We start from the raw sequence: 25,581 nt of genomic DNA on the forward strand, positions 1-25,581 counted from the left end.
TAACGATAACGGACGCCACGGGCGCTACTTCGCAGTGCAGTGTTACCATATCGGAACCGAATGCAATCGAAGTATGTGATGGAATCGACAATGATGGCGACGGCGAATTAGACGAAGGTTTTGATTCCGATAATGATGGTGTTGCGGATTGTTTTGATGTTTGCCCAAATGGGGACGATTCTTTGGATAAAGATGGCGATGGCATTCCAGACGCATGTGATGTGGAGGAATGTGACGGCAAGGATAATGACGGCGATGGTAAAGTTGACGAAGGATTTGATGCTGATGGTGATGGTATTGCCGATTGTTTCGATGATTGTGATAATACTTTGGATACTGATCAGGACGGTGTACCAGATTGTTTGGATAAATGTCCCGGTTACGATGACAACCTAGATTCTGATGGAGACGGTACTCCCGATTGTATGGATGACTGCGATGACACCGTTGACACCGATGGTGACGGCATTGTCGATTGCAATGATGACGAAATCGATTCGTCCTGCCCAGATAATGTCGACGCTAATGGAGTATCAATGGATTCTGACCAAGATGGTGTACCGGATTGTTTGGACAAATGTCCAGGATATGACGATAACCTAGATTCCGATGGAGATGGTACTCCGGATAGATGCGATGTTGAAGAATGCGATGGTGTCGACAATGACGGTGATGGTGATATTGATGAGGATGTTGTTTTACCCATGGTCGAATTCCTTGCCTTTGGGGAAATAAGTATCGATGCTGGAATTCAATACAACCTTTCTGGAGGTAGCCCTGAGGGAGGTACTTATAGTGGATCTGGAGTAACCGATAATGGAGATGGCACCTATGATTTTGACCCAACGGTTGCGGGAATAGGTAATCACACACTAACTTATACGTACGAGAACGAAAATGGTTGCTCAAATTCTGCAACTGATGATGTAGAGGTTTTGGAACCGGTTCCCGTGATTGTTCTAATCAATGAAATTCAACCAAACCCATCTGGGACGGATCCGTCTACACAATTAATCGAACTAAAAGGTCCTGCTGGACAAGCTTTTACGGGATGGATAGTCATCTTGGATTCTGATTCTGGAAATGCCTCTGGAGGGGTCAATGATGTGGAGCAAATTTCGGGGACTTTTGATGCAAATGGACTTTTAACGGTTTCGATTCCAGATGTTGAGAATCCAAGCTTTACAGTAATCCTTACAGATAACTATCAAGATGGTATTGATGATTTTGATAGTGATAACGATGGCCAATTGGATGGAGATATTTCAAATCTTGGTAATGTTTTGGATGCGATAGGTATTCCTGATGTATCAGGCGATGAAAACTTTTTGTACGGCACTCAATTGGGAGGTGATGACTTTAAATTTACCGGGGGTGAACCTATGCTAGTTTTTAGGGATAGTAATACGGATGCTTGGTATGCTATTAATGACCATACTGATGGAATGGCTTATGATATAGATGCAAATCCGTATACGTTTAGCTCATTTAGTGGAAATTTGGAGGCACCAACCTTTGGAATGGAGAATCCATATCTAGTAACAACGGCACGTACTTTGCAAATGGAGGTCTGGCCTAATCCCACGGTTGAAATATTAAACTTGGAGGTTCCAAAGGCGTCTGGTATAATCAGATTTGACCTTTATGATATTTCTGGTAAGTTGGTCAAAAGTGTTCCTGGTAATTCTTGGAACTTACAACAAATTGACGTTAGGAGTTTAGAATCAGGTGTCTATATTATAAGGGCTAACGGAAGCAGTTCAAACAATATGATAAAAAAATTCATTAAGAGGTAATTAAATCAATACTTGACCAAAAGCCCTTTAGAATTAATTCTAAAGGGCTTTTTTCATTTCGGCACTTCCTAAAATAGTGGCAGAACAGCCCATATCACTAGTTTTCAACTTAGGTTTGTAAGATGAAGATTACAATACCTCTTGTCGACCATCCCTTTAAAAATGGGCGTTAAGCGGATTGCCGATGAACACGGCATGATAACGATTATTGTTCTGAACCAACTGCTTTCCCTATACTTTTATCCCACAAAAAAATTTGAAAACCAAACTGACCCAACTTCTTTCCACCTTGAACTCTTATTGGAATGACCTCTTTAGAGAGGGATTTATGCAAAATGGTACGCCCATGTAGGGAGTAAGTGCCAATGAGAAAGTACATGTTCATTATGGTTACGAAAATTAGAAAGGAATGCCCAACAATATGATAGACTTTTTATCCAATTACGTTTACCTTTCCTTGATTGCCGGTTTTGCCGCTTTCTTTTTGTCTTCGAGCATTTATCTATATCCAGTAATAATAAATGTATCGAAATTAAAGGGTTTGATGGATGATCCCGATCATCGAAAAATGCACGTTTCCAAAACCCCAAACTTAGGTGGATTGGGTATATTTTTGGCCTTTTCCCTTTCAATCATCGTGTTTGGCATTTTGACCGACCTTGTTCCTACAGATTTAGCAAAACTACTTGCAATCATGGGCTCATCCATAATTTTGGTCTTTTTGGGAATTAAGGATGACTTGACCGGAATGGCGCCTAAAAAGAAATTGATCGGTCAGTTGATTGCCGTCTTAAACGTTGTGGTGCTTACGGATATTAGGATATTGCATTTTGGGGGTATTTTTGGTTTAAACGAATTGCCTTACATAGCTTCCGTATTATTTTCCATTTTTGTTTTCATGTTGGTCATCAACGCCTTCAACCTGGTGGATGGTATTGATGGTCTTGCGGGTTCACTTTCTATACTTGGAAGTATTACGTTCGGCATACTTTTTTCCATCAAAGGCAATTATTTGATGTCTTTGGTGGCTACCATATTCGTGGGATCGGTCTTGGGATTTTTAAAGTATAATCTATCCAGGGACAAAAAGATTTTCATGGGGGATTGTGGATCTCTGTTAACCGGGTTTCTTTTGGCATATCAAGGTATTTATTTTCTAAACCTAAATATGGAAATAGGGACAACCAATAGCTTTACAAATTCGCCTGTCATTTTGTTAGCCATCTTTTCGTATCCGCTGTTTGACCTTTTGCGGGTCTTTGCAATACGGATTCGCGAGGGAAGGAGCCCCTTTAGTGCCGATTCCAACCATATCCATCATCAGCTCTTACGCATAGGATTGTCCCATAAAAAGTCCACGTTTACCCTGGTAATCGCTAATTCATTGGTCATCGCCTTTGCATTCCTAACGATGCAGTTGAATGTTCATGTACATTTGGTAGCAGCGGTGTTGTTTGGTGCATTTATTTATTTACTTCCATTTTTAAAAGTTTTTGGGGTTAAAAATGATGCCCTTTCCAATGCTTCCAATACTGGGTCGGGATTAATGAATGGAAGTGCTAGCCATGAAGTTACTTCTTTAAAGGATTTGGCTGCATCGGACCAAAACAAAACTTTCAAATCCAATTTAAACGGAATGTCCACTAAGTCAAATGGTCAATACAATGGGAAGGAATTTATTAAGGACAGAACCAAGACCTTTAATACCTTAAAAGGAAAATTGAGGAATAGAAAGAACAAGGCATTGGATAAAGACAGTGTCCTTTAATAGAAGGGTATAATCTATAAACCATATAGAAATTGCTCCGTGAGCCGGTCAATTAAAAAAGCAAGCGTTGGAAAAATCCCTAGAACTTACCAAAGTAGATAAGCAAAAAGGAAGCAGTTATCGGCAGATTATGAAGGCTACCTCCATTTTTGGTGGGGTACAGGTTTTTAATATCCTAATTTCTATTTTACGATCCAAAATTATGGCGGTGCTACTAGGCCCTGCTGGCGTTGGTATTTTGGGATTGCTAAATACCACTATACTGTTAATCAGTTCATTGACTAATTTTGGCCTTGGAATCAGTGGCGTAAAGGACATTGCCACGGCGAAAGATTCCAATGATGACTATCGCTTGGCCAAAACGATAAGTGTACTTAACCGATTAATTTGGCTAACAGGAGTTGCAGGATCCTTGATAACCCTTTTTGGGGCGAAGTGGCTGAGTGAAGTGGCCTTTGGAAATACAGAATATACCATCGCCTTTATCTGGTTGTCCATAACCGTACTTCTAAAGCAATTGGCCAGTGGCCATTTTGTGATTTTACAAGGATTACGGAAACTTAAGGACTTGGCAAAAGCCAATATGATCGGTTCTGCCATTGGCCTTTTATTGTCGATACCTTTTTACTACTATTTGGGTCTGGAAGGGATAGTGCCAGGATTGGTGATAACCGCTCTAGCAACATTTCTGGTCGCACTTTATTTTGGTAAAAGCATTAAAAAAGAACGGGTTCCTTTACCTTTCAAAGAATTGAAAGCGGAAGGAAAGGGCATGATGACCATGGGTTTTATGTTGAGTCTCAGCGGAATTATGGTATTGGGCGAATCCTATATTTTAAGGGTTTTTATCAATTATTCCGGAGGCGTGGAGGAAGTAGGGCTTTACAATGCAGGAATTGCCCTGATAACTACGTATGTTGGATTGCTTTTCACAGCGATGGAAACTGACTATTACCCTAGGCTTGCTTCCGTGGCCTCAAATAATACAAAGGCAAATGAACTAATTAACCAACAAACCGAAATAGCCTTATTGATTTTGGCACCGGTATTGGTGGGGTTAATGGTGTTTATCGATTGGGTGATTATCATTCTTTATTCTTCGGAATTCTTGGCCGCCAATGTGATGATTTACTGGGCCTTTTTAGGACTCTTCTTTAAGGTTCCGGCATGGGTTATAGGCTTTATATTTATCGCAAAGGGAAAGAGTAAACTGTTCTTTTGGAACGAGCTGGTTTCCAATCTCTATCTCTTGCTATTCAACATCCTAGGTTATCATTATTGGGGGCTGGAAGGTTTGGGAATTTCCTTTTTGGTCTCGTACGTGGTATACCTAGGACAGGTTTATTTTATTGCCAGCAGAAAATATCGATTTTCCTTCCAAAAGGGATTCTCCAAGATTTTTGGTTTGCAATTCATCTTGGGAGTGCTGTGCTTGGTCGGTATTACTATGTTGAATACACTTTGGATGTATATCTTGGGCGTCCTTCTTATCCTTTTGTCCGGATATTTTTCCTTTGTGGAATTGGATAAACGCCTAGGTCTGATACAACTCATTTCGGGGTTTTTGGGTAAGAAATAAGCAATAGGCACAACTAATTACAATTGGAATGAGCGATATTAAAAAACTGGCACTTTATGGGGTTTTGTTCGTTCTGATCTATTTAGGGCCCGTGCCGGTGGGACCCACAACGTTTTCCCAATTCTGGAAGATTCCCCTTTTTCTATTTTTGGTTTGGCAGGTTTTGATTATTCGTAATCGGCGAAAACCAAATTTCTTAAAATGGTCCTACGCCAGGGCCGGAAAAAACCTTGTGACGGCAAACTTTTCCGTAAGCTATTTTGCCAGTATCATCGATTTTGTCCGATACATGATGTTCCCGCTCATGTTCGAGTATGCAATGATCAAAATAAAGGACCTAAGGAATTTGGACAAGATACTTTTAGGTTTTGCCCAGTTTGTGATTTTATCCGGGATCCCCTTTATTTTGGGCATTTTGGAAACCAAGGCAAAGGATACGGTAGACTATGAAAGCTTCGGCACCTTTTCAGGAATGTTCCAAAATACGCACGGTGCCGCCATAACCACCACAACCGCAGTTTTGATAATGATCGCCTTTCTAAAGGCAAAATCTACTATCATCAAGTATACAAAATTGAATTACGCCATCGTCGCATTTGGTATTTATCTGGTTTACTTGACCTTTGTTAGAACGGGATATGCCATGTTGGCCATTGGGCTCGTATTCTTATTTCTTCCGAAAAAATTCTCCATAAAGCAAATTGCTACGGCTACCCTTACTGTTGCAGTATTGGCCGCTGGATTTTTCTATCTCTTGGAAACCAATGAGACATTTTACAACCGAATTTTTGACATAAGGAACGGCAAACAAACCGCAGCAGGCTCTGGCCGACTCATCTTTTGGCAAACGGCGGTAGAATTATGGTACAGTGGAAACCTTTTTGAAATGCTCTTTGGTTTTGGTTTCGATGCCTTGGTGGACAAGATCAAGGATGCTACAGGGATACGGGTGTACGCCCATAATGAGTTTTTTACCCAATTGGGCCAGAATGGAGTCCTTGGCATCGTTTTTTTCTTCGGATACCTTATTTCACTCTTTAAATTTATCTGGAAAAGAAAGAATAGGCCTTCGTATCGCTTGGCATTGTCCGTATATTTTTTGTATCTGTCCTTGATGCTGACCCAAGGTGGAATGTGGTTTGAGCTGGATGTCTTTATGGTACTTGTCTATGTAAAATTGGAGTTTGAGGACATGATGTTCAAAAAAGTGACTGTTCTAAGAAAAAAGAGGAATATGGAAAAATCATATACACCTGCCATTACGCAATAAATCCCTTAAAAGTTAGTGATCGCCCATGGCAAAGATTCTTGTGACCGTACCAAATCTTAAAACTCCGGGAGGGGTAAGTTCCTTTTGGAATGCCCTCTTGCCCGAGTTCCAGATAAAAAAGGATTTGAAAGTTACACCTTTGGAAATAGGAGGGCACGGCAAAAATCCCTTAGGCCCATTTTTAGATCAATGGAAGCTTATGAGTTCCCTTAAGAAAGTGGATTTGGTGGTACTCAACCCTTCCTTAGGCGCCCGTAGTTTCTTTAGGGACGGACTGTTTGCAAAACAATTGGCCATGGGTAACAGGAAGTTCGTGGTCTTTTTTCATGGCTGGGACCTAGATTTTGAAAAGAAGGTAACTAAAAGCTATATAGGTTTTTTCAAGGGTTCATTCGCTAAAGCCGAACAGATATTCGTCCTCTCCAGGGATTTTGAAACCAAACTCAGGGAATGGGGCTATACCGGCAAAATATCCATAGCGACCACAACCATTGAGAGTGGGCTGATTACCGGTTTTTCTATCAAGGACAAAATTGAACATATTGGAAATTCAGGAAACCTTCGAATCCTGTTTATGTCCAGATTGGTAAGGGAGAAAGGAATTTACGAAACGATCGATGCCTACAGAAAGCTCAAGTTGTCGTTCCCCAACATCGAACTTTTTATTGCCGGGGACGGAGAGGAAATGGAGTTGGTAGCCAAGGAAACCAAGAATGATGTTGATATCGTAATGCTAGGACATGTGGCAGGGGATAAAAAAAAGGACTTATTGATGAAATCCCATGTGTATTGCCTGCCCAGTTACACGGAGGGGCTGCCTACATCGGTTTTGGAAGCCATGGCCTTTGGAATGCCCGTAATTACAACGCCAGTGGGTGGTCTTAAACACTTTTTCAAGGATAAGGAGATGGGCTATTTTGTGGATTTGAAGAAGAAGGAGGATATGGTCCATCGGCTACAAGATTTGATTTCAGATACCGAAAGGAGGGTCACTATCGGTACTTATAATCATGGGTATGCCCTCAATAATCTTACAGCGGACAAGGTGGCCCATCGATTGGCCGAATCCTTTAACAGCATTATCGAACGCCCATAATTCCATCATGATCCTATGAATGAAGATAAAAAATTGAAGAGGATAGCGTCGGTTTGCATGAAGGATGATCTGTCATGTTTCGACCCATATGATATATGGATGACCGATTTAGGTATTCAAGTAAAGTCCCTGTTCAATAAAAACAAGTATTTGGGAATACTCCCCGCGGCCGGTGTAACACTTTTTGACCATTTCCTAAATAACAATACCCGCCTTGGCTACAAAAAAAGGGAATACCCAACGGCAAGGGCTATGGCAGCCCTTACTCTTTTGAATCTCTATAAAAGAGAAAATAAAGAAGAATTGTTGCAAGGCGCCAAATTGCATTTGGACTGGCTACTTGAGAACACCTGTAAAGGATATGCCGGACTCTGTTGGGGGTTGGGCTTTAAATGGGCCGCCGGCGAGGGATTGGACTACAATGAGAACACGCCGTTCAGTACCCACACGCCCTATGCCCTGGAAGCAATACATACCTATGTAAAATTAACCAAGGATACAAGCTATATCCGGCACATAAAAAGCATATTTGAATTTTATGAAAACGATATAAAGGTTCTTTATGAAGATGAAACTGAAATGGCCACTTCCTACGGCCCGTCCAAGGACAGACTGGTCACCAATGCGGTTTCCTATACCATGTATGCCTATGCCATTTTTTTAGGCTATTTGCCCGATAAAGACGACGCTATCAAGGAAAAAATTGGCAAGTTGTACAACTTTATTCAAAACAGGCAGCGAAACGATGGTTCATGGTTGTATTCGCCCGAGGATGAAGATTCCTTTATAGACTGTTTCCATAGCTGTTTCGTGCTCAAGAATATCCATAAAACGCATCAAATAATACCATTAAACGATGTGGAGAAAACCATAAACATGGGCTATGATTATTTAAAACTTCATTTTTACGAAGCCGATGCCGAACTTTTCAAAAGGTTCAGCCTTAGCAATAAACCCTCCATTATAAAATACGATCTGTACGATAACGCGGAGTTTTTACATTTGGCCGTGTTATTGCGAGATCTTGATTTTGCCAAAAAATTGGCAGCTTCCATAGACTTGAAATTTTGTAAAGGGGATGCTATTTATTCGGTCATTGATATGTTCAATTTCCGAAAAAATAAGAACACCTTACGTTGGGCCAACATGCCCTATTTATATGCGCTTTCGGCACTCTATCTTTTTCAAACGTAAAACCTCCCAGTCTCGATAATGTTCATTTTGTAGTGAATAAACGTCGTTCATCTATGGGCCCTGCATGTTTTATAATCTTGATTTTTTGTTCCCATTCAGTTTGTCCATCGCTTGTGGTGTTTAATCGTGTTTTTATGTTTTTGCCATTACGATGGATTTTCTTTGTCCTTGGTAACTTTTGCCTGAAAACACTAACAAACTAATAGTATGTGCGGAATTTTAGGATCGGTAGACATTCCCTTTTCGGAGGATATCCTCGATTTGATTGCACATAGGGGGCCGGATGATTTTGGTATCGAAAGGTTCCAAATTGGCGAACACGATGTTCATTTTGGACATCGCAGGTTATCCATAGTCGATTTGAGTCCCGCAGGGCATCAGCCCATGGTTTCCCCATGCGGTAATTACGTGCTCATTTTTAACGGTGAAATTTACAATCATCAAGAATTAAGACGTAGGTTACCCCAGGATTTCGAATTTAATGGGCATTCGGACAGTGAAACCCTGTTAAATTATCTCATCTATTTTGGTCAGCAAAGCATTGCGGACCTTAATGGAATTTTTGCCTTTGCCTTTGCGAATAAGGTGAAGAATCAAATGATTTTAGCTAGGGATTCTTTTGGTGTAAAGCCTTTGTATTATTCTTATAATCAGAGCGGAATAGTTTTTTCATCCGAAATTAGACCGATTCAAGCACTCCTGAATGAACACGAACTCGATGGGCAGGCATTGGTCAGTTTGTTAAGATTAAGATACAATGCCGCTCCCAGGACACTTTTAAAAAACGTTAAAAAAGTCCCTTCCGGTCATGTTATAACATGGAATTTTTCCGATTCAAAAATCACTCATGAATCTCATTTTTATGCTTCCCAATTACCCGAAACCATAAAAGGAAGTAAAAGGGAATTGGTGAATGCGTACGGCGATATTCTGGAAGCATCCGTAAAAAGACAGTTATTATCCGATGTTGAAGTGGGCGTGTTATTGAGTGGCGGTATAGACAGCGCCTTAATCGCGGCACTTGCAAAAAAACACTATAAAGGAAAATTGAAGGCGTTTACCATTGGTTTTGAAGGGGAGTTTGAAGAGGATGAAATAGCCGATGCCAAGGAAACCGCTGAACTTTTGGGTCTGGAACATCATGTGGAGAAGATTTCGTTTCATGATTTTCTAGGCTTGATAAAGGAGTGTTCCCGCATTGTGGAGGAACCTTTGGCAACGACTTCCATGATACCCATGTACTACTTGGCCAAGTTGACTTCGGCGCATGTAAAGGTGGTATTGACTGGACAAGGTGCCGATGAACCTTTAGGAGGGTATAGCCGATACCGTTCGGAAATTATCAGGGAACATCTACCATCCCCGATCAGGTCCGTATTGAAACCCACTTTTCAACTTTTGGGAACCAAGAACGATCAGTTGATTCGAGGAGCAAAGACCATGGAGATTGCCAATGAAATGGAGCGTTTTCTTTCCGTATATGAAATTTTTGACAAAGAGGAGATACAGGCATTACTTGGAAAAGAAGACAATCTCAGTAAAGAATTGATCGGTCATTTTTATACTACGTTGGACTGTAAATCCCGTAACCATCCGGCCGAAAAAATGATGGCCCTGGATACCCGTCTTAACCTATCTGACGACCTTTTGAACTATACGGATAAGATAACGATGAACTTTGCCTTGGAGTGCCGGGTTCCCATGCTGGACCTGGAATTGGTCCGTTTTATGGAATCACTTCCTTTGGAACGAAAAGTGAATTACCGAGAAGGTAAGCTGATTCATAAGGCCTTTGCCGAAAAATTTTTGCCAAGGAAGATAATCAATAGAAAGAAGAAAGGTTTTCAATCCCCAACCAATAGGTGGTTCCGGGAAGAAATGGAAACTTTGAAAAAGTTATTGTTAGATCCCTCATCAGCCTTTTCAAAGGTATTCAACCTTTCGTCCGTAACTAAAATTTTGCAGGACCATGCATCGGGTTATAATAAGGAGAAACAAATTTTTCTATTACTGAGCATTTATTATTGGTTCGATTCTAATGACACTAACTAAAAAAAATATGGTTTGGGAAATGTTGAACGGGGTCAAGACCGCCGTTCCCAATTCACGCGAAGAACTACTTGAATATGTTTTTGAGAACAAAAATATTCTGGTTGCCGTAAACGCCGAAAAAATTCATCATGCCACGGACCTTTCAAAAGAGATTATCAACAGAAACGTTGGATATCCTGATGGCGTAGGGGCCGTTTGGGCCCTCAACAGAAAAGGACATAAAAATGTGCAAAAGATTCCGGGGTGCGAGCTTTGGTTGGATATTGTGGCCAAATACCATGACAGCAAGAGTTTTTTCCTCATGGGGGGGGAAGATACGGTTATCAACAAAACGGTGGAGCTTTTAAAGACACGGTATCCCAATATGAACCTAGTGGGATACCGTAACGGTTTTCTAAAGGATCAAAAAGAAAAGGAAGACCTATTGGAAGAGATTGCTTTAAAACGCCCCGATGTGGTCTTTGTGGCCATGGGCAGCCCCAGACAGGAGCTTTTGATGGAAGAGATGGCGAAGCTACATGCTGCCGTCTATCAAGGACTAGGCGGAAGTTTTGATGTTTTTACCGGCAAAGTTCACAGGGCACCGGAATGGTGGATCAAAAATGGCCTCGAGGGTGTTTACAGGACCATGAAAGAACCCAAGAAGCGTGTAATGAGAGATATTAGGGTATTGCCCTTTTTTATGAATTTAATATTGAACAGGCTATGATACATCTCGCAAAAGCATCCGATTTTAAAGCTTGGAACGGTTTCCTCGAGGAGGAGAAGGAACGACAGCTTGTTACCATTGCCCACAACCCTTCCTTGGGACGCATTTTAGCCAAGACCTTTGGTTACAAGGAAGAGAATATGTTTATCATGAAGGATGACCAGATCATTGGTGTCCTTCCCGCTGTAAAGGTGGGTAAAAAACTGGTATCCATGCCCCATTTTTCATATGGTGGTCCTATTTTTTGTTCCAAGTCCAAGGAAAATCTGGAGGTTTCCAACCTTTTGAACGAAACCAGTTTTGAGGTAAGGGGGCTACAGAAGGTGACGGATAATTTTTATGCCAATAAAATCCTGTCCAAGGTGAAACTCAAGAACTGTCCGGAAGAACAGTTTATGAACATATCCTCATCGGCCCGAAGAAAGATACGACAAGCGAGAAAGAGAAATTTTCAAACGAAGCATGGAGGCTTGGAGCTGCTGGACGATTTCTATAAAATATATTCAAAAAGAATGTTCCAAAAAGGTTCGCCTCCATTGGGGAAGGATTTTTTTAGGAACCTCTTGTCGGATTATGAACATGGCAAGGCCCAAATTTCCGCAATATATTCCAATGGGAATGTTGCGGCTGCCGGACTAACGCTATGTTATAAGGATTTTAATGAACTATGCTGGGTAAGTTCAGACAAAAAGTATGACAAGTATAATGTAAACTCTTTGTTATACTGGAATATCATCAAGGACTCCATTGCAAATGGTTACTGTTATTTTTCCATGGGAAGGTCCACGGTCAATAGTACCAACCATAGATTTAAAAAACAATGGAACCCCATAGAATTGCCACTCTTTTTTAACCACTCCCATTCCGTAGGAAAGTCAATTAAGGAATTCACGTTTTTAACGAAGCTCTGGAAGCTCCAGCCATTTAAAACATCCGTTCTTTTTGGGAAATACATCTCCAAATATGTGTATTGACAGCGAATGGAAACCAAAAAAAATAAAATGACCAATAACCCTAATGATACAGTTCATCAACGTGCTGTTTTGGAGTTGTGCCAGGATACAAACGTTTGGAATTCCTTTTTGGAACATGAAAAGGAACACCAAATGGTAACCATTGCGCATAACCCATCCTTGGGCGAAATATTGGAGAAAAGCTTTGGGTATAAGTCCTTTAACTATGCAGTAAAAGAACATGGTGAGGTGATAGGGCTTTTTCCAACCGTTCAAATAGGGAGGAAATTGGTTTCAATGCCCCATTTTTCCTATGGAGGCCCATTCTTAAAACATACTGTTAAAAGGAAGTATAAAGTATCCGAGATGCTCCCTACCAAAAAGTTCGAGGTTCGATCTTTTGAAAAATTGACGGGGGAGGTATTCGATAAAAAAATCAGTTGTGTCGTACCACTACAACCTACGGTCAAGGAACAGATAATGACCTTCAAATCCAAACTGCGCCAAAAGCTTCGGAAGGCCTCAAATCTGGATTTTTCGGTCAGGGTAGGCGGCTTGGAACTGTTGGATGATTTTTATGATTTGTACAGTAAAAAGATGTTGAAATTTGGGTCTCCTACCATAGGTAAGATTTTTTACAAAAACCTCTTGGAATACTATCAATTTGGTGAGGCGGGCATTACCGTAATTAACGAGGGTGACAAAGTGATTGCTGCCGGGTTTTCCTTGTCCTACCTGAATTTTAATGAAATCTGCTGGTCTGCCACGGATTGTGCCTATGACAAACACAATCTACATGCCCTGATCTGTTGGGAAATGATGAAAAACTCCATCGGAAAGTATGACTACTTCTCTTTTGGTAGGTCTACGAAAGAGAGCAACAACCATCGGTTTAAAAAACAATGGAACCCCTTGGAGCTTCCCATTTATTATAATTATTCGGAGCCTGTGGGAGCATCTCTGAAGGAAATGACATTTCTAACAAAAATCTGGAAATTACAGCCTTTAAAATCTTCGGTATTTTTTGGGCACTATATTTCAAAATACGTTTACTAGATGAATATTCTGACTTTTGACATTGAAGAGTGGTATCATATTTTGGACAATCCGTATACAAAAACCCCTAAGGAATGGGCCAATTTTGAAACGCGGATCCATCAAAATATGGAAACCATCCATGATATATTACATACGGGAAACCTGAGCGCAACATTTTTTGTTGTGGGTTGGATAGCAGAAAAATTCCCTGAGGTGGTGCGTGAAATTGCCTCAAAGGGATATGAAATTGGTAGTCATACCCATTTACATCAATTGGCCTACGAACAGGATAGAAAGACTTTTAAAAAGGACGTAGAAAAATCCATAAAGACTCTGGAGGATTGTACCGGGAAAAAAGTCCGCGCATTCAGGGCTCCCGGTTTTTCCATTACTGAAAGCAATAAGTGGGCATTTGAGGTTTTATATGAATTGGGTATCACGGTCGATTCCTCCGTGTTTGCTGCCAAGAGAGGTCATGGTGGACTATCCGAATACGGGACAAGTAAACCTTCCCTACTTAGATACAACGGTGTGGAGCTAAAGGAATTCCCTATTAATACGCACCCTGTAATGGGTCGGCAACTTATCTTTTCGGGTGGAGGATATTTTAGGTTATTTCCATATCCGTTTATCAAGCAATTCAGTAAAAATTCGGATTACATAATGACCTATTTCCACCCAAGGGATTTTGATCATGGACAGCCCATTCTACAGGGTCTTTCTCCATTCAGAAAATTCAAGTCGTATGTCGGCCTTAAAAATTGCAAGTCAAAATTGGAGCGATGGATCCAGGACTTTGAATTTGTGGACCTGGATACCGCGATAAGGCAAATAGATTGGGCCAAGGTAGCCACTGTGGAATTGGAAGCGGCGGAACAAGAGTGCGTCTCCCTTTTGTCAACAAGGGCCTAAAAAAGACTATATCCAACCGAAGAAATTTGAAGATGAAAAAAATAACCATTATTGCAGGTGCAAGACCCAACTTCATGAAAATTGCACCAATTATTCACGCATTGAAGGAGGCCCAGGACAAAGGCATAAAAATTGATTATAGGCTGATTCACACCGGTCAACACTATGACGAGAAAATGTCCGGTAGTTTTTTTGAGCAACTTCAAATTCCGGAACCCCACGTAAACCTTGCTGCTGGTGGAGGTACGCAAGCGGAACAGACGGCAGCGATCATGCTCAAGTTTGAAAAGGAACTCTTGGAAAACCCCGCGAATTTGGTCTTGGTTGTAGGCGATGTCACCTCTACCATGGCCTGTGCAATAGTAGCCCAAAAACTCCATACAAAAGTGGCCCATGTAGAGGCCGGAATACGATCAAATGATTGGAGTATGCCCGAGGAAATCAACAGGCTTTTGACCGATGCCATCACCAATTACTATTTTACCACTTCAGAATTGGCGAACCAAAACCTTTTGGCAAGTGGGGCAAATCCTGAAACAATTTTCTATGTAGGTAATACAATGATCGATACGCTTTTAAAGCAGCGCCCCCGTTTTAGAAAACCGGCTTTTTGGGACGAGCTTGGATTGCAGGATAAAAGTTACATGGTCATGACCTTACACAGACCGGCCAATGTAGACGAGGAAGCGAATTTGAAGACCCTCATCGATGAGATCATTCTGCATTCTGCACCCTATGATTTGGTATTTCCCGTACATCCTAGAACGGCGAAAGTTTTGGAAAGACTTAAAATTGCTGACAAACGCCTTCATTTGGTGGAACCTATGGGATATTTGGAATTCAATTACCTGGTAGAACGCGCCATGGCCGTTGTTACGGATTCCGGTGGTATTACCGAGGAAACCACCGTGATGGGTATTCCTTGTATGACCCTTAGGGACAATACGGAACGACCTGAAACGATTACCATTGGAACCAACGAACTTTTGGGTACTGATCCAAAGGCCATTAGGCCCGCCATGGAAAAATTGCTATCCGGGAATTGGAAGGTGGGTAGTATTCCACCGCTTTGGGATGGCGCCACGGCCCCCCGTATTATCGAAAATATATTGGGATTGAACGAATTATAATTAGACGGCAGGCAATTATCCGTAGCTTCGTCCGTTGAAGCCTGCAAAAAATTACTAAAATTCTGCGGTTCAATATAATCAAACAGTATCCTAAAATAGAGGTATGCAGCGTTTATTGGAGTTCTGTTTTTTCATTAAGTGTATCTAAAAGATTGCACGTACATTATGAGTGAAAGGCCATATATCTTAGATTTTAAGGAGGAGGACGAAACCGTTTCCATCCAAGACATACTTTTGAAATACACTCGGTTTTGGCCATGGTTCTTGGTTAGTTGTGCCATTTTTTTAGTGCTGGGGCACTACTATAGTAAATATGCACCTAAGACCTTTTATACAGAGGCCAAGATCAAAATTTTGGATGATGCCAAGGAACCCAAAATCATACCCAATGATAGGGTCGTAAACAACCCAAACCTTGGGTTGAACCTGGAAAACCATATAGAGGTTTTAAGATCTTACCGACTTTTAGGTGAGGTTGTGGACGAATTGGGACTGGATATTGATTATTACCAGTCCAACAACTTGGTGTTTTCCCAAATTTGGACGGCTCCTTTCGTTTTGCAAAAGCTTATGGATGATGAGGAAATCTCCAATCCATTGATCTACGAAATAGAAATGACATCCGCAGGATTCAATATTACGGATTCCGATGGTAACTTCTACCTTGTTTCTTATGAGGAAGAACGTGACCGGGAATTTAAATTGCCCTTTCGGATCATTTTGGGAGATATTGACCATGTAAATAGCCATAAAGATATTGTATACCGAGCAGTGCTACGTTCAAAAAGACAGGCCACCATGTTATTGTCAGAGGCATTGAAAATTGGAACATCTGAAAAACAAAGCGATGTAATAACACTTTCCATGAAAGGCAACAGTACGCAACGTACAGAAGCAATTTTGGATGCCATCGTTTACAAATTCGATAGCAACAGTTTGGAGGACAAACAACTTGTGGCCCAACACACATTATCCCTTATTGACCAACGATTCAAGGATTTGTCCACGGAATTGGATTCCATCGAATTGAGCAAGGAGGACTTTAAGAAATTGGAAGACCTTTCCTATATACAGGCCGATGCCAACGCGAGCTTGAGTAAGAGGACGATTAGTGAGAGTGAGGTATTACGATTAGAAACACAACTATCTTTGATTGGCATTTTAAAGAAGTCGTTGTACTCAGATGAGGCCTACGGCCTTTTGGCGGCGGATATAGGTCTAGCGAACCAGGCTTTGAACACTATGGTCCAGGATTATAACGAGTTGGCCAGGGAACGCCAAAAATTAATGCTTTCCGTAGGCAAGGACCACCCGAACCTCAAAAACCTTTCGGAGCGATTGGATTTTGCCAGGGATAACATCCTTAAGACAGTTGGGGTTTACGAGGCACAGATGAGAACTTCCTTGCGCACCTACAATGAGGAAAAGAGTAGGGCCGGTTCTGAATTTTCACAAATACCGGAGCAGGAGCGAATTCTTCGATCTATTGAAAGACAGCAGAATATCAAGGAAAACCTTTATTTATTGCTCTTGCGAAAGCGGGAGGAAGCGGCCATTGACTATGCGGCACCCGCCTCATCGATTAAAGTAATCGACTACAGTGTTAGTGGACTTAAACCCGTTTGGCCCAAAAAAGTGTTGGTGTATCCAGTTTCACTGCTATTGGGTTTCATTTTGCCCTTTACCTTCATATTTTTCAAATCTTCCATGGATACCAAAGTCCAAGGTAGGGAGGAAATCGAAAAAATCAATCCGGAGATACCCACATTGATAGAGATTCCCTTTTTTAAGTACAAAAAGAATATGCACGGATTCCAAGAGGGCTCTGCATTGGCGGAATCGTACCGAATCTTAAGCACCAATACAGATTACCTAGTCCCCAAAAAGGAAGGTGGAAAAGTCGTTTTTGTGACTTCCGCGATCAAGGAAGAAGGTAAGACCATGACCGCCCTTAACTTATCGTTGGCCTATGCCAGTTTGGGAAAAAGGGTTCTATTGGTTGGGGCGGATCTCCGCAATCCAAAGTTGCACAGTTATATGGATTTGGATAGGAATTCACCTGGGCTTTCGGATTATTTAAAAAATGCTTGGTTTGATTTTCAGGATGGTATCCAATTCGGTTTTAAGAAAAACTTTAATCACCACGTTTACCTAAGTGGGTTTATTCCAGAAAGTGCCCCTGCGCTACTTTCCAATAAGCGTTTTGCTGAATTTTTAGAGGAAGCCAAAAGAAGTTACGATTATGTTGTAATGGATACCGCACCTACAATGTTGGTTACGGATACCTTCCTTATTTCGGACCTTGCAGATGTCACCTTATTTGTGTTGCGTTCAGGTATGACGGACAAAAACCTATTGCAATTTTCAAAGGAATTGCACAAAAACAAAAAGCTAAAAAATATGGCCTATGTAGTGAACGCCGTGGGTAACCTCAAGCATAGGAAGTACAATTATGGCTATGCGTATGGCTATAATGGCTAATTGCCTTCTTCAACAGTGATAGGTGTAATTCAAGGAGTTTGCCTAGGCAGATATAACCCTTTTTTAAATAAGGAACTTTGGTGAAAAAAGTTGGATTCGTTTATTCTACAGATGCACCAATGTACAATTGGCAGCAGCGATTTGTCAAGAGTGTCGTGGAAAACCAAAACTTTGAAACGGTGTTTCTTTACTTGGACCAAGCTTTCAAACGAGAAACCGCACCAAATTCCACTATAAATTCGCTCGCCGGAACGCTTTTAAATCTTCATTTGGTTTTCGAAAAAAAACTCTTGAACACCATGCAACCAATATCGGTTACATCGGATTTTTTAAAAAGTACCTATCCTTCTATTACAACCATCAATGTAGCCTCCTTAAGGAAAGATGGTCCTAAAAACCCTGATTTTGAGGTTATTGTAAACCTAACCGATGTTTTGCTATCGGAAGAAGATATTGATGCATCCAAAAACGGCGTATGGAATATACTATTTTCCGATGCCGAACAAAATAGACGCGGTCCCATCGGGTTTTGGGAGGTTTTGGAGGGCGATTCGGGTATCGGGGCAACTTTATGTACCATTGCGGACAACAACCAAGATCGTTGTAACATACGAAGTACGTGCTATTTTAACCGGGCATGGTCCATGTCCGAAACATCTAGAACGGTAACAGAGGGTGCCGTTTCCATGGTGTTGAAGGAATTAAATGCCCTGTCTGATGACAATCGGACTATTTCCTTAAAACCCGATTCCCAACTTCCAAATATGAAATATCCAGGATTTTCGGATGTTTTTAGGTATATGGGTAGGTTTTATTATGGATTAGGGGCCAAGGCATTAGAGAAATTGGGGAATGCTTTTTTTGGAATACGGCCGGAAAAATGGTCACTTTTTTTAGGTTATGGCGATTTTGAAACCGCTTCGTTGGACAAATTTAAGTCGGTCCCAATGCCCAAGGACGAATTCTGGGCCGATCCCTTTCTATTTGAACACGAAGGGAGGGATTATGTGTTTTTTGAAAACTATTCCTATCATACAAAAAGAGGAAAAATTTCGTGTGGAATTTTGGAAGACAATACCTTGAAGCACATCAAAGATGTAATGGTAATGGATTATCACCTTTCCTTTCCTTTTATATTCAGGGAAGGAGAGGATATTTTTTTGATGCCGGAAACCTCGGCGAATAAAAGGTTGGAGCTTTACAGGGCTGTCGATTTTCCCATTTCTTGGGAACTATACAGCACCGCTTTTGAAGGGGAACTTGTGGCCGACCCACTTTTTTACAAAGATGCCGACAATCAACGGTGGCTCTTCATTAATAAACAGGCGGACGGGGCGTCACCCATGAACAGTGAACTATTCATCTATCGGGTAGATTCACTACATCTGAAGGAGTTGGTTCCCCATCGCCAAAACCCGGTAATTATTGATGCCCGTGTAGCGCGCAACGGGGGTGGTATTTTCAAAAAGGGCAATGTACCCTTTAGACCTTCACAAAGAAATGAGGATGGGATTTATGGTAGGGCACTGAATATCAATCAAATCAAAAAGTTGAGCTTAGAGGAATATGAAGAAGCGGTGACGGCAGTTTACCATCCAACTTTTGACAAAGGCCTTATGGCCATGCACCATCTACATCAAACCAAAAAAGCCTTTGTTTTTGATGCAGCCTACCGTAATTCCTTAAAAATGAAATCCTAAGGCAATGATTATTGGGGCAATCCGCTCCAAATCTCAACATCGTCTATCCACTGATGCATTGGGTGGGTATTTCCATAAACTTGGGTAAGTATGATAAAATCCAAATTGTCGCCTCTGTTGGTAGTAGCACCGTAATGCTCCGCTACCAAGTTTCCGTTCACCCGCATGGAAGCATAACCATCTGAATCTTCGCTCCATTTTAAATAGTACTCCACTTTGAACCATTCTTCCCTAGGTATGGGCACTTGATAGTTCCTTTCTTGCCATATTGGTTCAGCTGGATTTGTATCCCCTTGAAACAGCCAGTGGGCTGTTCCGTTGTCATCCGTGGTGATAAACGCGATCATACGGAAACCATCTGTGCTGCTTGTATTGTATTTTTTTGTCTTATACTCCCAAATGGCGCGCCAATTATCGGGACCATTTAATGAGGTATCATCGATTTTCATCCAATAGCTCATGTAAAGTTCTGTTGGATTTTCCAGAACATTATTTATTTGATACGGTGTTTGGGTTACACCAATGTCATAATTGACACGTTGAAAGAGGGTAGTGGTCTGGTTACCGTCTACACCTACCACAGTATCCATAAAGTTCTGAATGGCAGGACCACCATCATCCTCAATTCTATGGATACCGGCAAAATTCGATCCCAGGATATTGATAGGCCAGGTAAATCCTGTTTCATCATCCTTGCCCCTTATGACTTGATAACCCTCCTTTACTTCATCCACATAGGTATTCGCCTCAAAACCGGAACGGAACAATAATTGCGGTGTGGATGGAAGTGAATCGGTACCTCCATCCTTATTGCAGGAGGCGACCAGTAGCAAGGCCAAAATATATGGCACTAATGTTTTCATAATGGGCTATGGAATACTCCAACATCAACGACATCGGAGCGTAACAATTTTTTTCAAATATAAATAATATCATCAACCTAAAATCAATCGTTTCTTTTTGATTGCCTATATATCCGTCAAATGACCTTTTAGCCTGACTCGCAATTTATATTAGGGATTAGGGGGTAGGGACGCCATCCCAAATTTGCAGGTCGTCCACCCATTGGTACATGGGGTGCGAATTTCCGTAAACCTGGGTGAGCATTATAAAATCCATGGGGTCAGCGTTATAGGTCGTTGGACCATATTGTTCCCCAATAAGTTGGTCGTTGACCTTCATGGAAGCGTATCCGTTGGAATCATTGCTCCAACGCAGAAAAAATTCCAGCTTGAACCATTTGCCCATAATCAAGGGAATTTTATAGTTTTCAACTTGCCAAACAGGCATTTGCGGATTTCTGTCGCCCTGAAACAACCATAAGGGTTTTCCCTGAATGTCCTTTGCCATGTAGGCGATCATTCTAAAACCGTTGTTTTCCGCATAGTTCTTTGTCTTATATTCCCAAAGCGCACGCCATTCATCATTTCCCAACAGCGATACGGTGTCCGTTTTCATCCAGTAGCTTATGTACAATTCCTTGGGATTCTGTTGTATATGATTTATTTGATACGGGGTCTGTGTCACCTGAACGTCATAGGATACTTCCTGATATAGCGTGGTGGTAATAGCTCCGTTTGGCCCTTGAGCCCTTTCCAAGCGATTTGAAATCGCTTTACCATTATCGTCATTTACCCGATGAATGCCACTAAAGTCGGAACCCAAAATAAATAGCGGCCAGGAAAATCCCGTTTCGGTGTCTTTTCCTGTCAAATACTGGTAACCTTCCTGTGGTGCACTTAGCGAAACGCCTTCAAATCCGGATTTAAAAAGTAACGTGGGAGCAGGGTTCTGATATTGGGCCACCGGAGCTATTTCTTCGGATGCAAATTTTTTGGATTTCCCTCCTTTAGTATTGTTTGGTGAGAAAACAAAGAAAGTAATTCCTAAAGCTATTGCTACTAATATCAGGAATTGCCTAATCATTTTCATCACCCGAAAAAATTCTTGATTGGTTAACTGGCGTTAGTATTATTCCTCCATGGTATGATAAACGTTCTGGACGTCATCATCTTCCTCAATTTTCTCCAGGAGCTTCTCCACATCGGCGGCTTCTTCCTCGCTTAAAGGTTTTGTGACCTGGGGGATGCGCTCAAAACCGGAGGATAGGATTTCAATTCCCCTATTTTCCAATTCTTTTTGTATCGCACCAAAGCTTTCAAAGGGAGCGTAGATTAAAATACCGTCATCGTCCACAAAGACTTCTTCGGCACCAAAATCTATCATTTCCAATTCCAGCTCTTCGGGGTCGATACCTTCTGCAAGAATCCGGAAATTACAGGTATGGTCGAACATAAATTCCACGGAGCCGGAGGTTCCCAAACTTCCGTCACATTTATTAAAATAGCTTCGGATATTGGCAACTGTTCTGGTATTATTATCCGTTGCGGTTTCAATTAATATAGCAATTCCATGTGGACCGTAACCTTCGAAGAGTACTTCCTTATAATCGCCTTGGTTTTTGTCAGTGGCACGTTTAATGGCCCGTTCAATGTTGTCCTTGGGCATGTTGACCGCTTTCGCATTTTGGATTACCGCCCGTAGCCTGGAATTGGCATCAGGGTCCGGACCCCCTTCCTTAACGGCCATAACAATGTCTTTCCCGATCCGTGTAAAGGCCTTGGACATAGCGGCCCATCGCTTCATTTTACGTGCTTTCCGAAACTCAAAAGCTCTTCCCATAGTCTATTTCTTTAATGCTGGCAAATTTAGCAAAAATCCCAAATGTTAAAGCCGAAAACCGGTCTTTGATAGTATACGGTTAATCACTCTCAATAATATCCTCGATGCTCCTTGCCAGCACAAAGTCTTTTTCAGTAACGCCATTAGCTTCATGGGTACTTAACCGAATATTGACCGTTTTATACACATTGCTCCAATCTGGGTGATGGCCCTGGGCCTCACATTCAAAGGCTATTCGTGTCATGACGGAAAACGCTTCCTTAAAATCCTTGAATTCAAAAGTGGTCTCAATGGCTCCGTCCACATATTCCCAGCCGTCCAACTGGCCTAAATAATCATAAATCTGTTTGTCCGTAAATTTTTCCATGTGTTATTATTTAATAATATGATGGTCTATAATTTCCTGATAGGTAAATCTTAAATTTTTGGGCAATAAATTCGATTTTGGAAGTACTGCCAAATACCTGTCCTCATTGGTCGTATAAACCCTTTTTATAATCGGGTTGAAGGTACCCACGCGTTCCAAAACTTCCTTTATAAAATCCTCATGGTGTACCAAATCCGTACTACCAAGATGGAAAATTCCCGTTTTATTTCTATTGATAAGATAATGAATTTGTTGCGTTAGCCTGTCATCGTTGGTCACATTTAATATCAAATTAGGAAAAACCTCTACAGGTTCATTATTAAGGATGAGATTTTTCATTTCCCGCACCCTTGGCGAACCATTTCCAAATACCATAGGAATCCTCAAAATGGCCATTTTGTCCCTGGGCAAACGCATGAGCATATTCTCTATTTTTATCTTTAATCGGCCATAAATACTTTCAGAAAGTGTTTTGTCATTTTCATATGAAGGATATTTACTGTATGCATCAAAAACGTTCGCCGACGATAGAAAATAGAGTTTACAATTTTGTTGGCCAATATACTCCGCCAGATGTTGGTGCATGGTTATTTGTGCCGCAAAATTCCCTCGTACCGCGGAGATGATTATCTGTGGTTTAACGGTATCCAGTATCTCGAAAATATCGTCCTCCTCCAGATTGAACTGGAAAAATTGTTGGTTGTTTTCAAAAGACCTTCGTGCATTGAAGTAGGTGCCATAGGTGTCAAAGTAATTGCATAGTTCCTTGTAAATGGCGTTGCCAAGGAACCCGCTACCTCCTAATATTAAGACCTTCTTTTTCTCCAAACTAGAAAATTGATAAATCTGATAATGTGGTCAGTCGCTCCAGGGCCGCCATGCCCCTTGTAGAATTTCCTTTGGGGTTTAGGCCAGGCGACCAGACGGCCACGCAGAATTTTCTTGGTAATAATGCCACAATTCCACCGCCGACACCACTCTTGCCGGGTAGCCCCACTTCAAAGGCAAATTCACCGGCCTCATCATAGAAGCCACACGTAAGCATGATGGCATTTATCCGTTTGACCTGACTTACAGTTAAAAAATCATAATTCTTTAGGCACTTGCCCCGGTTTATGAACAGATAGAACGTATTGCAAAGCTGGGAACAGGACATGGATAGGGAACACTGGTAAAAGTAGAAATCCAACACCTTAATGACATCGTTTTTTAGGTTGCCATAGGATTTCAGCAGGTTTGCGGCAGCATAATTTTTAAATCCGGTCGCTTTTTCTGAATGGGCCACTTTTTCATCATAAGAGATTGAAGTGTCGCCACTGACTTTATGTACAAACTCCAAAAATTCCTTTTTAGGGTTTTTGAGCTCGCTTACCAAAATATCGGCGATGACAATGGCTCCGGCATTGATCAAGGGATTTCTTGGAATGCCGTTTTCTTGCTCCAAAAGGGAAAGATGGTTGAAGGGATCCCCGGAAGGTTCAACGTCAACCCGGTCCCATATTTTTTCACCAATAAGACCCATGGCCATGGCCAATGTGAGCACTTTGGAGATACTCTGCACAGAAAAACGCTCGTCAAAATCCCCGATTTGATACGATTCCTTTTCAATATCCAATAAACAGATCCCAAATTTATCCTCCGGTACACAGGCCAGTTCAGGAATATAGGTGGCAACCCTTCCCGTATCGGACAACTGCTTTGTCTTCTCGTAAATGGTATGTAGTATCTTTTTGAAATCTGGCATTTAACCCTTGTAAAAAGGTAGTTTTACAACTGTGGCCGGTACCGAATTTTTTCGAATCTGTATATGGATTTTACTTCCAATTGCTGAAAACTCGGTCGGGACATACCCCAAGCCGATACCCTTTCCTAAAGAAGGGGACATGGTTCCAGAGGTTACGATGCCGATTTTATTTCCATCGGCATCCACAATGTCATAGTCGTGCCTTGGTATTCCCCGTTCGTCCAACTCAAAACCAATAAGCTTTCTTTTGGGCCCTTTTTCTTTTACCTTTTCCAAGGCTTCGCTATTGACAAAATTCTTGGTGAACTTGGTTATCCATCCCAAGCCTGCTTCAATGGGGGAGGTTTCATCGTTTATATCGTTTCCATACAAGCAGTAACCCATTTCCAATCGTAAGGTGTCCCTAGCGGCCAAACCGATCGGTTTGATTCCAAAATCCGCACCGGCCTCAAAAACCTTGTCCCAAACTTGTTGCACCTCACTGTTCTTACAATAGATCTCAAAACCACCTGAACCTGTATAACCTGTTGCCGAGATGATTACATACTCGATACCTGCAAAATCGGCCACCTCAAAATGGTAGAACTTAATTTGTGACAAGTCCACGGAAGTCAGGGATTGCATGGCTTCCACTGCTTTGGGACCTTGTATGGCCAGCAGCGAATAATCATCGGAGAGATTTCGCATTTCTGCTTTGAAATCGGTATTATACTTCGAAATATGTGCCCAATCCTTATCTATATTGGAAGCATTGACTATCAAAAGATACTGTTCTTCCTTGATTTTGTAAACGATCAAATCGTCCACAATACCCCCTGTCTCATTGGGCAAACAACTGTATTGCGCTCTACCTATGGTCAATTTGGAGGCATCGTTGGAGGTCACCTTTTGTATCAAGTCTAGCGCGCTGGGCCCGCTGATCAAAAATTCGCCCATGTGCGAAACATCAAAGACGCCAACACCGTTTCTAACCGTTTCATGTTCCACATTGACGCCCTCGTAAGAAACGGGCATGTTATATCCTGCAAAAGGTACCATTTTGGCCCCTAATTGCTCATGGGTTTTTGTTAAGGCTGTATTTTTCATCGTATTGAATTATGCATGGCAAAT

The 25,581-nt window shown here is 41.5% G+C and carries 21 protein-coding genes; 14 read left to right on the forward strand and 7 right to left on the reverse strand.

Annotated elements, in window-relative coordinates:
- From PP181_RS17080 to PP181_RS17145, 14 genes are all read left to right on the forward strand, one after another.
- Positions 1-1,796 (forward strand): T9SS type A sorting domain-containing protein (locus PP181_RS17080; RefSeq protein WP_272637982.1); only part of this gene is annotated, 1,796 nt, incomplete at its 5' end.
- A gap of 409 nt (positions 1,797-2,205) precedes the next feature.
- Positions 2,206-3,564 carry an MraY family glycosyltransferase gene (locus PP181_RS17085; RefSeq protein ID WP_272637983.1) on the forward strand — a complete coding sequence of 453 codons (1,359 nt, stop codon included), beginning with the start codon at positions 2,206-2,208 and terminating at the stop codon, positions 3,562-3,564.
- 67 nt (positions 3,565-3,631) lie between these two features.
- A complete protein-coding gene (locus PP181_RS17090) occupies positions 3,632-5,143 on the forward strand; it encodes an O-antigen translocase (RefSeq protein WP_272637984.1) in 1,512 nt (503 codons plus the stop codon).
- A gap of 28 nt (positions 5,144-5,171) precedes the next feature.
- Positions 5,172-6,413 carry an O-antigen ligase family protein gene (locus PP181_RS17095; protein ID WP_272637985.1) on the forward strand — a complete coding sequence of 414 codons (1,242 nt, stop codon included), beginning with the start codon at positions 5,172-5,174 and terminating at the stop codon, positions 6,411-6,413.
- Between the two features lie 25 nt (positions 6,414-6,438).
- A complete protein-coding gene (locus tag PP181_RS17100) occupies positions 6,439-7,509 on the forward strand; it encodes a glycosyltransferase family 4 protein (protein ID WP_272637986.1) in 1,071 nt (356 codons plus the stop codon).
- A gap of 15 nt (positions 7,510-7,524) precedes the next feature.
- Positions 7,525-8,703 carry a hypothetical protein gene (locus PP181_RS17105; RefSeq protein WP_272637987.1) on the forward strand — a complete coding sequence of 393 codons (1,179 nt, stop codon included), beginning with the start codon at positions 7,525-7,527 and terminating at the stop codon, positions 8,701-8,703.
- 207 nt (positions 8,704-8,910) lie between these two features.
- A complete protein-coding gene (asnB, locus tag PP181_RS17110) occupies positions 8,911-10,755 on the forward strand; it encodes an asparagine synthase (glutamine-hydrolyzing) (protein ID WP_272637988.1) in 1,845 nt (614 codons plus the stop codon).
- A complete protein-coding gene (locus PP181_RS17115; RefSeq protein WP_272637989.1) occupies positions 10,742-11,464 on the forward strand; it encodes a WecB/TagA/CpsF family glycosyltransferase in 723 nt (240 codons plus the stop codon). The genes asnB and PP181_RS17115 overlap by 14 nt, the downstream gene beginning before the upstream one ends.
- Positions 11,461-12,438: a GNAT family N-acetyltransferase gene (locus PP181_RS17120; protein WP_154918682.1), complete on the forward strand. Its 978-nt coding sequence runs from the start codon at positions 11,461-11,463 to the stop codon at positions 12,436-12,438. The genes PP181_RS17115 and PP181_RS17120 overlap by 4 nt, the downstream gene beginning before the upstream one ends.
- Before the next feature lie 27 nt (positions 12,439-12,465).
- The gene (locus PP181_RS17125) at positions 12,466-13,473 is read left to right on the forward strand and encodes a GNAT family N-acetyltransferase (RefSeq protein WP_154918683.1); all 1,008 of its coding nucleotides are present in this window, start codon (positions 12,466-12,468) and stop codon (positions 13,471-13,473) included.
- On the forward strand, positions 13,474-14,367 hold the full coding sequence (locus tag PP181_RS17130; protein WP_154918684.1) for a polysaccharide deacetylase family protein: 894 nt from the start codon (positions 13,474-13,476) through the stop codon (positions 14,365-14,367).
- Positions 14,368-14,399: 32 nt separating this feature from the next.
- On the forward strand, positions 14,400-15,497 hold the full coding sequence (wecB, locus tag PP181_RS17135; protein ID WP_154918685.1) for a non-hydrolyzing UDP-N-acetylglucosamine 2-epimerase: 1,098 nt from the start codon (positions 14,400-14,402) through the stop codon (positions 15,495-15,497).
- Between the two features lie 165 nt (positions 15,498-15,662).
- A complete protein-coding gene (locus tag PP181_RS17140; RefSeq protein WP_154918686.1) occupies positions 15,663-17,978 on the forward strand; it encodes a GumC family protein in 2,316 nt (771 codons plus the stop codon).
- Positions 17,979-18,058: 80 nt separating this feature from the next.
- Positions 18,059-19,678, forward strand: coding sequence for a glucosamine inositolphosphorylceramide transferase family protein (locus PP181_RS17145; RefSeq protein WP_154918687.1), 1,620 nt, complete (start codon positions 18,059-18,061; stop codon positions 19,676-19,678).
- Positions 19,679-19,686: 8 nt separating this feature from the next.
- On the opposite strand, the gene PP181_RS17150 is transcribed toward PP181_RS17145, so the two are convergent.
- The 7 genes from PP181_RS17150 to gcvT form a co-directional block, all read right to left on the reverse strand.
- The gene (locus tag PP181_RS17150; protein WP_154918688.1) at positions 19,687-20,541 is read right to left on the reverse strand and encodes a hypothetical protein; all 855 of its coding nucleotides are present in this window, start codon (positions 20,539-20,541) and stop codon (positions 19,687-19,689) included.
- Positions 20,542-20,698: 157 nt separating this feature from the next.
- Entirely contained in the window at positions 20,699-21,610 is a 912-nt protein-coding gene (locus PP181_RS17155; protein ID WP_272637990.1) for a hypothetical protein, read from the reverse strand.
- 39 nt (positions 21,611-21,649) lie between these two features.
- Positions 21,650-22,360 carry a YebC/PmpR family DNA-binding transcriptional regulator gene (locus PP181_RS17160; protein WP_272637991.1) on the reverse strand — a complete coding sequence of 237 codons (711 nt, stop codon included), beginning with the start codon at positions 22,358-22,360 and terminating at the stop codon, positions 21,650-21,652.
- 79 nt (positions 22,361-22,439) lie between these two features.
- Complete coding sequence (locus tag PP181_RS17165) at positions 22,440-22,727, reverse strand: 4a-hydroxytetrahydrobiopterin dehydratase (RefSeq protein WP_138258637.1); 288 nt, start codon at positions 22,725-22,727, stop codon at positions 22,440-22,442.
- 6 nt (positions 22,728-22,733) lie between these two features.
- The gene (locus PP181_RS17170; protein ID WP_272637992.1) at positions 22,734-23,555 is read right to left on the reverse strand and encodes a sugar nucleotide-binding protein; all 822 of its coding nucleotides are present in this window, start codon (positions 23,553-23,555) and stop codon (positions 22,734-22,736) included.
- Between the two features lies 1 nt (position 23,556).
- The gene (locus PP181_RS17175; protein ID WP_272637993.1) at positions 23,557-24,471 is read right to left on the reverse strand and encodes a glutaminase; all 915 of its coding nucleotides are present in this window, start codon (positions 24,469-24,471) and stop codon (positions 23,557-23,559) included.
- The gene (gcvT, locus tag PP181_RS17180) at positions 24,472-25,557 is read right to left on the reverse strand and encodes a glycine cleavage system aminomethyltransferase GcvT (RefSeq protein WP_272637994.1); all 1,086 of its coding nucleotides are present in this window, start codon (positions 25,555-25,557) and stop codon (positions 24,472-24,474) included. It abuts the gene before it with no gap.
- Positions 25,558-25,581: the final 24 nt, after the last annotated feature.

This window comes from Maribacter sp. PR66 (genome assembly GCF_028464205.1).
Lineage (GTDB): Bacteria > Bacteroidota > Bacteroidia > Flavobacteriales > Flavobacteriaceae > Maribacter > Maribacter flavus.